The organism is Pseudonocardia sp. Ae717_Ps2 (assembly GCF_001932475.1).
In the GTDB taxonomy this organism is placed as follows: Bacteria; Actinomycetota; Actinomycetes; order Mycobacteriales; family Pseudonocardiaceae; genus Pseudonocardia.
In genome coordinates this window covers 3903028-3916968 of the sequence record NZ_MCIS01000001.1, presented here as the reverse complement: position 1 = coordinate 3916968, position 13941 = coordinate 3903028, and the positions used below count along the sequence as shown (strand labels likewise).

Annotated in this window: 14 protein-coding genes; 6 read left to right on the top strand and 8 right to left on the bottom strand. The window is 75.5% G+C overall.

All coding sequences use genetic code 11. The annotated features are described in order from the left end of the window. Position 1: 1 nt before the first annotated feature. A complete protein-coding gene (locus tag Ae717Ps2_RS17910) occupies positions 2-415 on the top strand; it encodes a RidA family protein (RefSeq protein WP_020625041.1) in 414 nt (137 codons plus the stop codon). A 538-nt stretch (positions 416-953) separates the two neighbouring features. Here the strand turns inward: Ae717Ps2_RS17910 and Ae717Ps2_RS17905 are convergent. From Ae717Ps2_RS17905 to Ae717Ps2_RS17895, 3 genes are all read right to left on the bottom strand, one after another. Next, complete coding sequence (locus tag Ae717Ps2_RS17905) at positions 954-1793, bottom strand: PaaX family transcriptional regulator C-terminal domain-containing protein (protein ID WP_075333630.1); 840 nt, start codon at positions 1791-1793, stop codon at positions 954-956. Between the two features lie 176 nt (positions 1794-1969). Continuing rightward, positions 1970-3496 carry an NAD(P)/FAD-dependent oxidoreductase gene (locus Ae717Ps2_RS17900; protein WP_075312094.1) on the bottom strand — a complete coding sequence of 509 codons (1527 nt, stop codon included), beginning with the start codon at positions 3494-3496 and terminating at the stop codon, positions 1970-1972. Between the two features lie 5 nt (positions 3497-3501). Then, entirely contained in the window at positions 3502-4293 is a 792-nt protein-coding gene (locus Ae717Ps2_RS17895; protein ID WP_020623151.1) for an SDR family oxidoreductase, read from the bottom strand. Between the two features lie 151 nt (positions 4294-4444). Here Ae717Ps2_RS17895 and Ae717Ps2_RS17890 point away from each other — a divergent pair, with 151 nt between their 5' ends. The 3 genes from Ae717Ps2_RS17890 (at position 4445) to Ae717Ps2_RS17880 (ending at position 7927) form a co-directional block, all read left to right on the top strand. Continuing rightward, on the top strand, positions 4445-5419 hold the full coding sequence (locus tag Ae717Ps2_RS17890) for an AraC family transcriptional regulator (protein ID WP_075307482.1): 975 nt from the start codon (positions 4445-4447) through the stop codon (positions 5417-5419). Between the two features lie 123 nt (positions 5420-5542). After that, positions 5543-6316 carry a cyclase family protein gene (locus Ae717Ps2_RS17885; protein ID WP_075307480.1) on the top strand — a complete coding sequence of 258 codons (774 nt, stop codon included), beginning with the start codon at positions 5543-5545 and terminating at the stop codon, positions 6314-6316. 3 nt (positions 6317-6319) lie between these two features. Next, complete coding sequence (locus Ae717Ps2_RS17880) at positions 6320-7927, top strand: NAD(P)/FAD-dependent oxidoreductase (RefSeq protein ID WP_075307478.1); 1608 nt, start codon at positions 6320-6322, stop codon at positions 7925-7927. A gap of 122 nt (positions 7928-8049) precedes the next feature. Here Ae717Ps2_RS17880 and Ae717Ps2_RS17875 read toward each other — a convergent pair whose 3' ends face one another. The 5 genes from Ae717Ps2_RS17875 to Ae717Ps2_RS17855 all read right to left on the bottom strand — a co-directional run bounded on the left by Ae717Ps2_RS17875 (position 8050) and on the right by Ae717Ps2_RS17855 (position 12052). Then, a complete protein-coding gene (locus Ae717Ps2_RS17875; RefSeq protein ID WP_075307476.1) occupies positions 8050-9339 on the bottom strand; it encodes an aromatic acid/H+ symport family MFS transporter in 1290 nt (429 codons plus the stop codon). A 164-nt stretch (positions 9340-9503) separates the two neighbouring features. Next, a complete protein-coding gene (locus tag Ae717Ps2_RS17870; RefSeq protein ID WP_139318774.1) occupies positions 9504-9740 on the bottom strand; it encodes a hypothetical protein in 237 nt (78 codons plus the stop codon). A 48-nt stretch (positions 9741-9788) separates the two neighbouring features. Beyond that, on the bottom strand, positions 9789-10037 hold the full coding sequence (locus Ae717Ps2_RS17865; protein ID WP_075307472.1) for a three-helix bundle dimerization domain-containing protein: 249 nt from the start codon (positions 10035-10037) through the stop codon (positions 9789-9791). Positions 10038-10217: 180 nt separating this feature from the next. Continuing rightward, on the bottom strand, positions 10218-10922 hold the full coding sequence (locus Ae717Ps2_RS17860; RefSeq protein ID WP_233147609.1) for a response regulator transcription factor: 705 nt from the start codon (positions 10920-10922) through the stop codon (positions 10218-10220). Then, the gene (locus Ae717Ps2_RS17855) at positions 10919-12052 is read right to left on the bottom strand and encodes a sensor histidine kinase (protein ID WP_083702408.1); all 1134 of its coding nucleotides are present in this window, start codon (positions 12050-12052) and stop codon (positions 10919-10921) included. The genes Ae717Ps2_RS17860 and Ae717Ps2_RS17855 overlap by 4 nt, the downstream gene beginning before the upstream one ends. A 104-nt stretch (positions 12053-12156) precedes the next feature. Here Ae717Ps2_RS17855 and Ae717Ps2_RS17850 point away from each other — a divergent pair, with 104 nt between their 5' ends. Together Ae717Ps2_RS17850 and Ae717Ps2_RS17845 are read left to right on the top strand one after the other, a co-directional pair. Further along, entirely contained in the window at positions 12157-13098 is a 942-nt protein-coding gene (locus Ae717Ps2_RS17850) for an ABC transporter ATP-binding protein (RefSeq protein ID WP_043277435.1), read from the top strand. Continuing rightward, the gene (locus tag Ae717Ps2_RS17845; RefSeq protein WP_075307470.1) at positions 13095-13868 is read left to right on the top strand and encodes an ABC transporter permease; all 774 of its coding nucleotides are present in this window, start codon (positions 13095-13097) and stop codon (positions 13866-13868) included. Before Ae717Ps2_RS17850 ends, Ae717Ps2_RS17845 begins: the two co-directional genes overlap by 4 nt. The last annotated feature ends 73 nt before the right edge of the window (positions 13869-13941 follow it).

Below are 13941 nucleotides of genomic sequence, written 5' to 3'. Positions count from 1 at the left end.
CATGACCACCGGCACCGCATCCGACGTCGAGCTCATCAACCCGGACACCCTCGCGAGGCCGTCCGGTTTCACCCACGCCGTCCGCCACGGCGACACCGTCCACCTCTCCGGCCAGACCGCGATGGACGCGACCGGCACGATCGTCGACGGCGACATCGTCGACCAGTTCCGGCAGGCCCTGACCAACGTGATCACCGCCCTGCGCGCGGCGGGCTCCGAGCCCGCGGACCTGCTGTCGGTCCGGATCTACCTGCTCGACGTGCCGGGCTACCAGGCCCGCGGCAGGGAGATCGGCGCGATCTGGAAGGAGCTGTGCGGGCGGACCTACCCGGCCATGACCGGTGTCGGGGTCACCGCGCTGTGGCAGCCCGAGGCGCTGATCGAGATCGAGGCCGTCGCGGCGCGCCGGGTCTGAGCGCGGCCACCCGCCCGCGCGCGCCGGGTCCGGACCACCGGGCCCGGCGCTCCGGCGTGGGCTTCGGCGTGGACGGAGGTGTCCCGTGGCCGGGTGGAGCGTGCCGGACCAGGGGGTTCGGTGAATTCGCTTACCCGGTAAGCGAATTCACCGGAGGTGGTGTGCGGTGCCGGCGGATCCCGGGTGCCATCGGCCCTCGGCCTGACCCGGGGCAGGGTGCACTCGCGGCGCGGTGCGGCGCGGTGCGGCGCGGTGCGGTGCGGTGCGGCGCCGTCGCCCCGGCGCCCGACCCCGGCGAACTCGCTTACCGGGTAAGCGAATCGTTCGACCTCCTGCCCGCGTGGTCGCTCCGCCGGGCGGTTGCCCAGCCGGGCGGTCGCCCAGCCGGGCGGTCGCCCAGCCGGGCGGGCGCCTGCCCGTGATCGTCCTGCCGGGCGACGGCCCGTCCCTGCTCCGGCGACGCACGGGGCCCGTGGCCGGTGGGCACGACTGCGCTGCCCCCGCAGGCCACCGGTCGCACGGCGCGGTTCCCGGAGGCTCAGGCGTCCAGGACGCTGCTGACGTGCTCCCGTGCCGGGCCGGCCAGCCGGGCCCGCAGGTCGCCGAACAGGTCCTCGGCGCGGTCGCCGACCCAGTTCTCGGGCAGCGCCTCCAGCGGCAGGCCCGGGTCGAGGTAGGGGAGGCGTCGCCAGACGGTCACCAGCGTCACGTAGTCGGCGAAGGCCTGCTCGGCTGTGCCGTCGGCGTCGCGCCAGGCGCGCATCACCGGCTCGTGGCGGGCGACGAACGCCGAGTACTGCGCGGCGAGGGCGTCGAGGTCCCACCAGGACGCGACGGTCTCGCGCAGCGGGCGTCCGGCGACGTGCCGGCTGCGGAACAGCTCGGTGTACCCGCGCAGACCGGCGCGGTCCAGCGCGTGCGAGACCTCGGCCTCCAGGTGCGCCGGCGCGACCCACAGGCCCGGAGCCACGGTGCCCAGGCCGAGCCGGATCAGCAGGCTGCGCAGCTGATGACGCTGGTCACGGGCCGATTCGGGCACCGAGAAGGCCACCAGCAGCCAGCCCTCCCCGGCACCGGCGCGGCGCCGGGAGAAGATCCGCTCGTCGCCCTCGGCGAGCACGTCGGCCAGCGCGGCCGACAGCCGGTACCCGGCGGCGCCGCCGACCTTCTGCGGCTCCAGCAGACCACGCCGCTTCAGCCTCGACACCGCCGAGCGCACGGCCTGGCTGTCGACCCCGAGCCCGCCGAGCAGGCGCACCAGCGACGACACCGACAGGGCGCCGCCGCGTTCGCGGGCGTAGAGCCCGTACACCGACACGATCAGCCGTCGCGGCGGGACGGGCGCGAGGATCTCCTCCGGTTCGGCGACGGTCGTCACGTCGGCATCGTACGGCCGCGAGCGTCGGCCGGGCCGTGCGCCGGGCCGACGGCGGGGTGTCGGCGCGGTGGTCGGGTCGGTGGTTGGGGCGGTGGTCGGGTCGGCCCCCGCAACGCGGCGACGCGCCGCACCGTCCGGGAGGGGCGGTGCGGCGCGTCGCGGGGGAGCGGTGCTCGTCACCCGGCGGCCCGCAACGGGGCCCCCGGCCGCCGGTCCGCCCCGGCCGCGGTGAGCGGGGCGTGCCGGGCGGTCAGCTCGGCGGTGATCCGGGCGTACACACCGGGGTCGACCGGCAGCAGCCACTCGGCCAGGCGGCGGCGCCGTCCGATGCCGGCGCCCAGGTCGGAGAGCATCTCGTCGATGTTGTGCAGCGAGAACGGGATGATGTTCGTACCGCGGGCGTGCTTGCCCTCGGTGCGCTCCTCCATCCACCGCAGCCGCTCCTGCACGAAGGCGCGCCGCTGCTCCACCGACGGCAGGTCGATCCCGCCCGCCAGGTGCACCCCGATCCACAGCGCCGCGACCTCGGCCGACAGCGGGGACAGGAACGAGGAGTTGTACCCGCAGAAGCTCAGGTCCGCCACGGTGTGCGGGTGGATCTGGCGGTAGAGCTCGAAGTTGCCGCGCTCGTCGACCAGCCGGTCCCGCACGTCCTGGGAGAGGAACGGCACCCGCTGGTGGAACCCCGTCGCCGCGACGACCACGTCGGCCGGGACCTCGGTGCCGTCGGACAGGATCGCGACGGGCCTGCCGTCGCGGGCACCGAGCGCGCTGATGAGCGTGTCGCGGTGGACGGTGATCGAGCCGTCGGCGACGGCCTCGTAGAAGCCCTCGGTGGCCAGCGACACCGTGGAGCGCGCGATGTCCTCCAGCGACCCGCCCGGCACCAGGCCCAGCTTCTGCAGCCCGAGCTGGCGCACGATCTGGCCCTGCAGGCTCGACATCATCCCGTTGCGCACGCCCTTGCCCGGGCCGTGCAGGAACTTCTCGAAGCCGGCGAGGTGGGCGTAGCGGAACAGCCCCTCGCCGAGTCGGGTGAGCAGCAGGTACTTGTAGTTCAGGGCACCGCCGATCCGGCGGGGCATCTTCCACAGCAGCTCGCGGGCCACCACGGTGGTCGTGCGCGACACGCTGTTCAGGGCCACCGCCACGTCGCAGCCGGACTTGCCGTAGCCGATCACGACGACGTCGCGGTCGCGGGCGTCGTCGATGTCGGTGAAGTCCGACGGCGCGCAGTACCGCCCGCCCGCGGCGCGGTACTCCTCGGTACCGGGCAGCGGCGGCAGGAACGGCTCGGAGAAGATCCCGTTCGCGACGACGAGGTGGTCGAACTCGCCCACCCCGGCGGACGCGCCCGCGGTGGTGACGGTCCAGCCGCCGCCCTCGCGCGGCTCGGCGGAGAGCACCTCGGTGTCGGTGCGCACCGCGTCGCGGATGCCGAAGTGGCGGGCGTAGGACTCCAGGTACTCCTGCACCTGCTGCCCGGACGGCCACTCCGGGTAGTGCTTCGGCATCGGGAAGTCCGACAGCGAGTAGGTGCCCTTGTCGTTCTGCGTGGTCAGGCCGGGATAGCGGCGGCTCGCGCTCCACACCCCGCCGACGTCCGGCGCCTTCTCGAACACGGTGACGTCGTGACCGAAACCGGTCAGGACCTTGGCGGAGGAGAGGCCGGCGAATCCGGCCCCGACGACGGCGATCTTCATGGTGGTCACTCCGAAGCGGTCGCGAGCTGGGGGATGGCGGGAACGGCCTGCTCCGGACCCATCGCCGAGTAGCCGCCGTCGACGGCCCAGTCGGCGCCGGTGACGGCGGAGGCGGCCGGGGAGAGCAGGAAGGCGACGACGGCGCCGACCTCGTCCGGGTCGCCGACGCGGCCCGTCAGATGGAACGGGGCGGCGACGCGGTCGGTGTGCGCACGGTCGCCGCCGGACAGGTCGTCCATGATCTTCGACCAGGTCCAGCCCGGGGAGACCGAGTTGACCCGGATGCCGTCGCCAGCGAGGTCCATCGCCATGGAGCGGGTGACCTGCACCAGCGCGGCCTTCGACGCCGGGTAGACCCAGCGCCCCGTCTGGGCGACCTTCGACGAGATCGAGGTCAGGTTGACCACCGCGCCGCGGGCCGCCGCGAGGTGGGGCCGCGCGGTCCGGGTGGCCTGCACCGCGCTGACCAGGTTGACCTCCAGCGCGCGCAGCCAGTCGGCCCGACCGGTGTCGGCGCCCTCGTCGAGGTAGCTGCACGCCAGGTTCACCAGGCCGTGCAGGCCGGACGGGGCGGCGACGGCGGCGACGGTGGCGGCCACCGCGTCGTCGTCGGTGATGTCGGTGCGGTGGAACGCGACGCGCCCGCCGAGCTCGTCGAGCAGCGGCTTCGCGCCGGCCTCGTCGATGTCGGCGATCGCGACGGACGCCCCGACGGCGTGCAGGGCACGGACGACACCGTGCCCGACCAGGGTCGATCCGCCGGTCACCAGCACCGTGCGGCCGTGCAGGTCAGTCATGGGAGCCTCCGAAACATGACGGTCATCTAGCGGACGCGTGATGGCAGTCATCATTTGGCTATATGGTGGGCGTGACTATCCCCACCACGCGGTCGCTGTCCGTGGGACGCGGCCGGGACGCACGAACCGGGGTCGAGCACGAGGAGGTGCCATGACCGAGGTGCTGAGCGGTTTCCGACGGGTGCACTCGCCGGACCTGGAGGAGGCCCGCGAGCGGGTCGGCGAGGTGTTCTGCCCGCACCGGCTGGAGCCGGTGGACCGGGCGACACCGGCGCCGGTCCGGTTCAACACGGCCGCGTTCGGGGCGGTCGGGCTGTCCTACCTGTCCTACGGGTCGGCGGTACGGATCAGGCCGCAGCCGCTGCGCTCGTTCGTCCTGGTCCAGATCCCGCTCTCCGGGCGCGCCCTGGTGCGCACCGGCGGCACCGAGGTCGTCTCCGACGCCCGCACGGCGTCGGTGCCCGACCCGGACGCCGGCCTCGACATGACCTGGGAGTCCGGGAACGAGCAGCTCATCGTGCGGGTCGAGCGCGAGGCGCTGACCGGGCAGCTGCACCGGCTGCTGGGCCGCCCGCCGTCGAAGCCGCTGCGGCTGGCGACCAGCGTCGACCTCACCACCCCGGCCGCGCGGTCCTGGCTGTCGACGGTGGACATGGTCCGCACCGACCTCGACGGCCCCGGCGGCCTCACCCACCCCGTGCTGCGTGCCCAGGCCGAGCAGCTGCTGATGAGCCAGCTGCTCGCCGCGGTGCCGCACTCGTCCAGCGACGAGCTGCTCGCCGCGGCCGACCCGCCGCCCGCGGTGCCGAAGGTGATCCGCCGCGCGGAGGCGCTGATCGAGGGGCACGCGCGCGAGCCACTGACCGTCGACGACGTCGCCGAGGCCGTCGGGCTCTCGGTCCGCAGCCTGCAGGAGGGCTTCCGCCGCCACCTCGACACCACGCCGACCGCGCGGCTGCGCGAGGCACGGCTGGCCGGTGTGCGGGCCGAGCTCACCGAGTCCGACCCGACCCGGCGCACGGTGTCCCAGGTCGCCGCGGACTGGGGCTTCGCGCACCTGGGCCGGTTCGCCGTCGCCTACCGGGAGCGGTTCGGGGAGTCGCCGTCGGAGACCCTGCGCGGCTGACCCCGGGCGGCCGACCCCTGGGCGGCTGACCCTGAGCGGACAGCCGCCGCGCGGAACGGATGGCCGGACACGCATCGGTGCGACGAAGCTGTCCGGCACGTCCCGACCGACCTGGAGGTCCCCGTGTCCGTCCTCTCCGCCCTGCTCGACGCCGCGCGTTCCGGCTCGGTCCGGGTCGTCGACCTGACGACCCCGCTGCAGGCCTCGACGCCGATCCTCGAGCTGCCCGAGCCGTTCGGCCAGACCGCGCGGTTCGAGCTGGAGGAGATCTCCCGCTACGACGACCGCGGCCCGGCCTGGTACTGGAACAACATCCGCACCGGCGAGCACACCGGCACCCACCTCGACGCGCCCAACCACTGGATCACCGGCAGGGACGGCCTCGACGTCTCGCAGGCGCCGCTGTCGACCCTCGTCGCGCCGGTCGCGGTGATCGACCGGACCGCCGAGGCCGAGAAGGACCCCGACTACCTGCTGCAGATCGCCGACGTCGCGGCGTGGGAGGCGGAGAACGGCCCGCTGCCCGCGGGCGGGTGGCTGCTGCTGCGCACCGGGTGGTCCGCCCGCGGCGAGGACGGGGCGGCCTTCGCCAACGCCGACGAGAACGGCCCGCACACCCCGGGCGTCGCCCCGGAGTGCGCGCGGTGGCTGGCGCGCGAGACCCCGATCACCGGCCTGGGCGTGGAGACCGTGGGCACCGACGCGGGGCAGGCGCCGAACCTGGAGCCGGCGTTCCCGTGCCACTCCGAGCTGATGGGCGCGGACAAGTGGGGGCTGACCAGCCTGCGCAACCTCGACCAGCTCCCGGCCACCGGCGCGGTGCTGGTGGTGTGCCCGCTGCCGATCGTCGGCGGCTCGGGCAGCCCGGCGCGCGTGCTCGCACTGGTCGAGGGCTGAGCCGTGCACGCCACGTACGACGCCGTCGTCGTCGGCGGCGGCATCAACGGTCTGGCCGCGGCCGCCCGACTCGCCCGCGGGGGCTGGTCGGTCGCGCTCGTCGACGACCACGACCGGGTCGGTGGGTTCGTCGCCGCCGAGGAGCACGACGGGTTCGTCCACGACACCTGGTCGAGCTGGCACCCGCTGTTCGTCACCGGCCCGGCCTACGCCGCCTTCGGCGACGACCTGCACCGGCACGGCCTCGCCTACGCCAACACCGACGGCCCGCTCACCGCGACGGTCGCGGGCGACGGCTCGGTCGCGCTCGCCCACCGGTCGGTCGAGGCGACCGTCGCCGGGTTCGCCGAGGCGGCCGACCGCGACGCCTACCGCGCCATGGTCGACCGGTTCGGCGCGCACGCCGCCGGGATCGGCGGGCTCCTCGGCGCCGAGCTGCACGCCCCCGGCACGCTCGGCCCGGTCGCGACGCTGGCCCGCGCCGCGGGCGTCGCCGGGATGGAGACCTACGCCCGCGACGCGCTGACCTCCGGCCGGTCCTGGATGCGCGCCCGGTTCACCGGTCCGGAGACCGACCGGCTCTGGGCGCCGTGGCTGCTGCACGCCGGCCTGGCCCCGGACTCCGCGTCCGGCGGGCTCATGGTCCCGATCTTCGCCGCGACCATGCACGGTGCCGGGCTGCCGGTCGTCACCGGCGGGGCGGGCCACTTCCTCACCGCCTGGGAGCGGTTGCTCGACGAGCTCGGCGTCGCGGTGCACACCGGCTGCCGGGTCGAGCGGGTCACGGTCGCCTCCGGGCGCGCGACGGGCGTCGCCGGTGACGGGTTCGCGTTCCGGGCGCGGCGCGCGGTGCTGGCCTCGGTGACCCCGCCGGCGCTCTACGGCTCGCTGCTCCCGCCCACCGTGGTGCCGCCGCCGGTGGCCGACGCCGCCGCCCGCTACCGCCCGGGTCGGGCCGCGATGCAGATCCACGTGACGCTGTCCGGGCCGGTCCCGTGGGCCGACACCCGGCTGCGCGAGGTCCCCCTGGTCCACGTCTGCGACGGGTCCGACTCGACCGCGATCGCCTGCGCCGAGGCGGAGGCGGGGCTGCTGCCGCGCCGGCCGACCGTCGTCGTGGGGCAGCAGCACGTGCTCGACCCGACCCGGGTCCCCGAGGGCGCCGCCGCGCTGTGGCTGCAGCTCCAGGAGCTGCCCTTCGCCCCGGTCGGCGACGCGGCGGGCGAGCTGGACACCGCCGACGGCTGGGACGCCACCCTCACCCAGGGCTACGCCGAGCGGGTCCTCGACCGGGTCGCCGCGCACGCGCCGGGCCTGCGCGAGCTCGTCGGCCGGGTCGACGTGCTCGACCCGACCGCGATCGCCGCGCACAACCCGAACGCGCTGCGCGGGGACCCCTACGCCGGGTCGGCCGAGCTGGACCAGAACTTCTGGTGGCGGCCGTTGCCGACCTCCGGCGGGCACGCGACGCCGGTGCCCGGGCTGTGGCAGATCGGCGCGTCCACCCACCCCGGTCCGGGGTTGGGCGGGGCGTCGGGGTTCCTGGTCGCCGACCGGCTCGCGACCCCCGGGCCGGTGGCGCGGCTGCGCTCGCGCCTGTCCGGGCGGTGACGCCGGGCCGTCGGTGATCGCCGGGAGTGGAGTGCACGGGGCGGCGCACTGCGCTGCGCGCTCCACTCCCGGCGATCATCCGGTGGTGTCGACGGTCGCGCGCGGCCTGCGCACGTGCCCCGTCACGGGTGCGTCGCGGCGCCCCGCGGCACCAGCACCATGACGATCGCGCCGAGCACGGCGGGGATCGCGAAGGCGAGGAAGTTCGCGGCGAACCCGGCCCCGGTCGCCATCACGACGCCGCCGTAGAGCGGACCCGCGATGGCCCCGATCCGGCCGATCCCCAGCGACCAGCCGAGCCCGGCGGCGCGCAGGTGCTCGGGGTAGAAGGTGGCGGTGTAGGAGTTCACGATGATCGTCGTGCCGATCGTGCAGGCCCCGGCGACGGCGATCAGGCCGAGCAGCACCGGCGTCGGGAAGCGGTTCATCAGCAGCAGGATCGACGCCGCCGCGGTGAGGAACATCCCGGTGACGACCGGGCGCGGCCCGATGCGGTCGGCGAGCGCCCCGAGCAGCGGCGCCCCGACGATCGCGCCCAGGTTGAGCGCCAGCAGGAACGCCAGTGCCCCGCCCAGCGGGTAGCCGGCCTGGCGCATGATCTGGGCGAGCCACGTGTTGAGGCCGTAGACCAGCAGCAGCCCGAACCCGGTGCCGACCCAGAACAGCAGCGTGCCGCGCAGGTGGTGGCGGTCGAGCAGCGCACGCAGCCCGGCGCGGCCGGCACCGGGCGGGGCGTCGTCGGGGACCGGCATCCCGTAGCGGGCGGCCAGCGCGGCCGCCTCGGCGCGGCGACCGCGCCCGACCAGGTAGGCCACCGACTCCGGCAGCGCCACGGCGACGACGAGGAGCAGCACCGCGCCGACCCCGGCGCCGATCCAGAACAGCGCCCGCCAGCCCAGCTGCTCCAGCAGCACGATCCCGGACAGCGCCGCGACGACGCCGCCGACGGAGTAGCCGGAGAACATCAGGGCGTTCGCCGCGTTGCGCCGCCCGGCCGGGGCGTACTCGACGGTCAGCGCGATCGCGGTCGGCACCACCCCGCCCAGCCCGATGCCCGCGACGAACCGCAGCAGGCCGAACACCTCCGGGGACGGCGCGAGGGCACAGAGCGCCATCGCGACCGAGAACCAGGCGATGCAGATGATCATCAGTCGGCGTCGGCCGATGTGGTCGGTGACGGTCCCGGCGAGCAGCGCGCCGACGAGCATGCCGACTAGTGCCAGTGACCCGATCCAGCCCGCGGTGCCCGCGTCGAGCGCCCACTCGCCGGAGATCAGGGTGGGCAGCACGGTGCCGTAGACGATGAGGTCGTAGCCGTCGACGACGATCGCCGTCCAGCACAGGGCGATGACCCAGGCGCGGGAACGGGTCCCGGTACCCGGTGGTGCGGAACGGTCGGACACGTCGGTCATTGGTACCTCCTGGGACGGCATCGTCGAGAAGGCACCTTATGTCGGTTGTGTTCCGTACGTCACCGTCGGGACATGACGCAGTGCGTCCGGGTCCGGTCGGGCTGCGTCCGGACCCGGACGACCGTGCCGGGGCCCGCGGGGAGCGCCCGATGGGCGGGACGGCCTCAGTCGGTGGGGGCGTCCACCCCGGTTCCGGCGTCGCCCGGCTCGCCGGCACCCTCGACGGGTTCCGGCTCGGCCGAGCCCTCCGACGTGGTGTCGTCCGAGGACTCCTCGCGGTCGGCCTCGGTGTCGCCGGCGTCGACCCGCTTGCCGAGCACGCGTTCCTCGAGTTCGTCGAGCGCACGTGCCGGGTCGATCGGGGGACTCGCGCGTCCGGTGTCGTTCTCGTCGTCGCTCATCGGGCGGGGGTACCCGGACGCCCGGCTCCCCATGCCGGAGCGGGCGGCTCAGAGGCCTGCGGTCGACTGCTCCAGGCGGGCCCTGGCCAGCCGCTCGACCAGCTCGGGCAGCGCACCCACCGGGCTGCCGCGCAGGTCGTCACAGGCCTGCGCGACGGCGGCGACCACGGCGTCCCGGCTGACGGCCGGACCGAGCTCGTCGATCAGCCTGCTGACGGCGTCGGTGGCCCGGGCGAGGTCCGGCGTCACCGGAGGCCGCCGGCGGATCGGCGGCAGGCGCCCGTCCGACGACGACACCGACGGAGTCCGGAACGGAGGACCCTCTGTGTGTCGGTCATGACGATCCTTCCGTCGATCCTCACCCGGCTGAGTGAGGGTTACCCGGGAACGGGCAGCTCAATCGCGTCGGAACGGGTGACACCCGTGACCACGGAGCGCGATCGTGACCCGCCGCCACGTCACCGTCGGACGGCCGGGTCAGGCCCCGTCCCGGCCCCGTGGCGGGTCGAGCAGGCCGTGGTGCAGGGCCCGCAGCACCGCGCGGGTCCGGTCCCGCGTGCCCAGTTTCAGCAGCACGCTGGACACGTGGTTCTTCACCGTGCCCTCCGCCAGCACGAGGACCTGCGCGATCTCACGGTTGCTGTGCCCGGCGGCGAGCAGCCGCAGCACCTCGACCTCGCGGGCCGACAGGTCCTGCGGGGCGACGCCGGAGCCGTCGTCGGCCGGGGGCGGGCCGTCGCGCACCGCGCGCAGCAACCGGTCGGTGACGGCCGGGCTGATCAGGGTGCCGCCGTCGGCGAGGGTCCGCACCGCGCCGACGAGCTGGTCGAGGGTCACGTCCTTGAGCAGGTATCCGCGGGCCCCGGCGCGCAGCGCGGACAGGACCAGCTCGTCGTCGTCGAAGGTGGTGAGGACGAGCACCGGCACGTCGAGCCCGCGCGAGCGCAGCTCGGCCAGCGCCCACAGCCCGTCGTGACGGGGCATGCGCAGGTCCAGCAGCAGCACGTCCGGGTCGTGCTCGACGACGGCGGCCACCCCCTCCGCGCCGTCCCCGGCCTCGGCGACGACCTCGACCCCGTCGGCCAGGCCGAGCAGCCCGCGGATGCCGTGCCGGACCAGGGTCTGGTCGTCGACGAGCACCACGCGCACCGGCCGGCCACCGGACGTCGTGGGCCCGGTCACGGCAGCACCGCCGTGACGACGAACCCGCGCGGTGCGGCGGGGCCCCAGTCGACCGACCCGCCGAACGCCTCGGCCCGTTCGGCCAGGCCGCGCAGCCCGTTCCCGGGGACCACGTCGGCGGCGGGGCCGCGGCCGTCGTCGCGGGCGGACAGCCGCAGGCCGCCGCCGGGGACGGGGGACAGGTCGATCCACACGGTGTCCGCGTCGCAGTGCCGGATGGCGTTGGTGAGGATCTCCTGCACGCAGCGGACCACCGCGAGGGTCCGTTCCTCGTCGGCGGCGACCCCGTCGGCGACGTACACGTGCACCACCGGGCGGGGCAGCTGCCCGGCGATCCTCTCCAGGGTGGCCGCCAGGTCCGGGGCGCGGCCGCGCAGCTGCCCGACGGTCGTGCGGACGTCGGTGAGCAGGTCACCGGCCAGCGTGCGGGCCCGCGCGACGTGCCCGCCCGGGTCGGCGCCGGTGTGCGTGGCGATCTCCAGCTCCAGGGCGAGGGCGGTGAGCTGGTGCCCGACGAGGTCGTGCAGCTCGCGGGAGATCCGCAGCCGTTCCTGTGTCCGGCTGGTCTCGGCGAGCGCGGCGCCCGCGGCCGCGAGCTCGGCGTGCGCGGCGGCCAGCCGCCGTCGTGACGCCTCCTCGCGGTGCAGCGTCACGAGGAGCAGCACCGAGGCGCTCTGCAGCAGCAGGTAGATCGCGCCGGTCACCGCCGCGACCTGCACCGAATCCCCCGCGATCAGCGTCGCCACCGCGGCCACCCCGACGTTGACCACGACGATCGCCGCGGTGACCCGGCCCGGCAGGTGGTAGGTGGAGATGGCCGCGGTCACGACCAGGAAGATCGGCAGCCAGCCGAACGGCGCGCCGATCAGGACCAGCGCCGCCGCGGCGACCACCATCAGCGCGAGCAGCGCCCGGGTCGCGGTCACGCCGACGACCTCGTCCAGCCAGCCCCCCACCACCAGCGCGACGAGGAACGCGGCGTAGGCGACCCACCACAGCCACGGCGGGCCGAGCGGGCTCGCGGCGCCGGCGGCCTGCTCCAGCGCCACCGGGACGGCGAGGACCCCGCACAGCACACTCATGATGAGTCCGGCCACGACGTTCGGGTCGATCCGGCGCACGTCGGACACGGTAGGGCACGGTGCGGCGGGGTCCCCAGTGCCGGAAGTCATGGCCCGGGTTCACGACGTCCGGCACTGACCCCGGCCCCGGTCCGGCCGCCACTGTGACCGGCATGGATGCGATCGAGGTGCACCGGCTGCACAAGCGCTACGGCGAGACGGTGGCCGCCGACGGGGTCGACCTGTCGGTGCCCGCGGGGTCGGTCGTCGGGCTGCTCGGACCCAACGGGGCCGGCAAGACGACGACCGTCGAGTGCGTCGCGGGGCTGCGCGCCCCCGACTCCGGCACGGTACGGGTGCTCGGGCTGGACCCGCGCCGGGACCGACGCGCCGTCCGCGCGGTCCTGGGGGTGCAGCTGCAGGAGGCCGCCCTGCACGACATGCTCACCGCCGCCGAGCTGGTGCACCTGCACCGGTCCCTGCACCGCACCGGGCGCGACCCGGTGGAGCTGCTCGAGGCGGTCGGGCTGTCCGCGCAGGCCGGGACCCGGTTCGACCGGCTCTCCGGCGGCCAGGCGCAGCGCCTGTCGGTGGCGCTCGCGCTGGTCGGGGCACCCCGGGTGGTGATCCTCGACGAGCTGACCACCGGCCTGGACCCGGCCTCCCGGGAGACCGTGCTCGACCTGGTGCGCGACCTCACCGCCGACGGGGTCGCGGTGCTGCTGGTCAGCCACCGGATGGACGAGGTCGAGCGGCTCTGCGACCGGGTCCTGCTGCTCGACGCCGGCCGGGTCGTCGCCGACGCCGCCCCGGCCGGGCTCGTCGCGGCGGCCGGGCTCGCGGACCGCGTCCGGTTCCGGACCGACGCCGCCTTCGACCGGGCCGCGCTGCTCGCCCTGCCCGGCGTCGCGGAGGTCTGCCGGGTCGGGCACGACGTCACCGTGACCGGCGAGGGCGAGCTGCTCGGCCCGGTCGGCGCGGAGCTCGTCCGGCAGGGTGTCGTCGCCACCGGGCTGCGTGCCGAGCGCCCCGGCCTCGACGAGGCGTTCCTGGCGCTGACCGGGCACCGGGTCCGCGCCGACCGCCCGGCGACGGCGGGGGAGGTGGCGGCGTGAGCGCCCCGGTCCGGTCCGGGCTGCCGCTCGCCGGGTGGCGGGCACTCGTCGCCGCGGAGTCCAGAATGGTCGCCCGGGACACCGCGGGACTGGTGGTCCCGCTGGTACTGCCGCTGCTGATCCTGGTGATGGTCGGCGCGACGGTGCCGGAGCTGCCCCCCGACGTGCTCGGTGGCCGTTCGGTGGTGGAGGTCGTCGGGCTCCCGATCGCGGTCGCCACGGTGCTCGCACTGGTCGGCATGGTGAACGTGCCGAGCTTCGTCGCGTCCTACCGCCGCGGCGGGGTCCTGCGCCGGCTCGGGGTCACCCCCGCGGGCCCGGCCCCGGTGCTGGTCGCGCAGGCGGTCGTCGGGGTCGGGCAGGTCGCGGCCGGTGTCGGCGTCGCGCTGGCGGTCGCGGTGCCGGTGTTCGGCGCGCGGATGCCCGCCGCGCCGTGGGCGGCGCTGGGCGGGCTCGTCCTGGGCACGGCGGCGTTCTTCGCGGTGGGGGCGCTGGTCGCGGCGCTGGCGCCGACGGCGAACGCGGCCGTCGCGGGCGGGGTGCTGCTGTTCTTCGCCACGGGGCTCCTGGGCGGCATGTTCGGCGACCCGCGGACGCTGCCCGGCCCGCTCGCCGAGATCGGCCGGACCCTGCCCTACGGCGCGACGTCGGAGCTGCTCGGCACGGCGTGGCGCGGGGTCCCGCCGGACACCGGCGCCGTCGTCGGGCTGGTCGTCGCGGTGTTGGTCGGTGCGGTGGGCGCGGTCCAGCTGTTCCGCTGGGACCGCTGAACAGGGCCCCGTTCGGTCCGCGGGACCGAACGGGGCGCCGATCTTCGGTCCCGACGACCGAGGAATCGCGGAC

What these genes read in the sequence shown, in the direction of transcription:
- Ae717Ps2_RS17875 (WP_075307476.1), bottom strand. Translation starts at nt 9,339, where the DNA reads ATGACCGACGTGTCCGACCGTTCCGCACCACCGGGTACCGGGACCCGT.
- Ae717Ps2_RS17895 (WP_020623151.1), bottom strand. Translation starts at nt 4,293, where the DNA reads ATGACTGACCTGCACGGCCGCACGGTGCTGGTGACCGGCGGATCGACC.
- Ae717Ps2_RS17900 (WP_075312094.1), bottom strand. Translation starts at nt 3,496, where the DNA reads ATGAAGATCGCCGTCGTCGGGGCCGGATTCGCCGGCCTCTCCTCCGCC.
- Ae717Ps2_RS17850 (WP_043277435.1), top strand. Translation starts at nt 12,157, where the DNA reads ATGGATGCGATCGAGGTGCACCGGCTGCACAAGCGCTACGGCGAGACG.
- Ae717Ps2_RS17870 (WP_139318774.1), bottom strand. Translation starts at nt 9,740, where the DNA reads ATGAGCGACGACGAGAACGACACCGGACGCGCGAGTCCCCCGATCGAC.
- Ae717Ps2_RS17890 (WP_075307482.1), top strand. Translation starts at nt 4,445, where the DNA reads ATGACCGAGGTGCTGAGCGGTTTCCGACGGGTGCACTCGCCGGACCTG.
- Ae717Ps2_RS17910 (WP_020625041.1), top strand. Translation starts at nt 2, where the DNA reads ATGACCACCGGCACCGCATCCGACGTCGAGCTCATCAACCCGGACACC.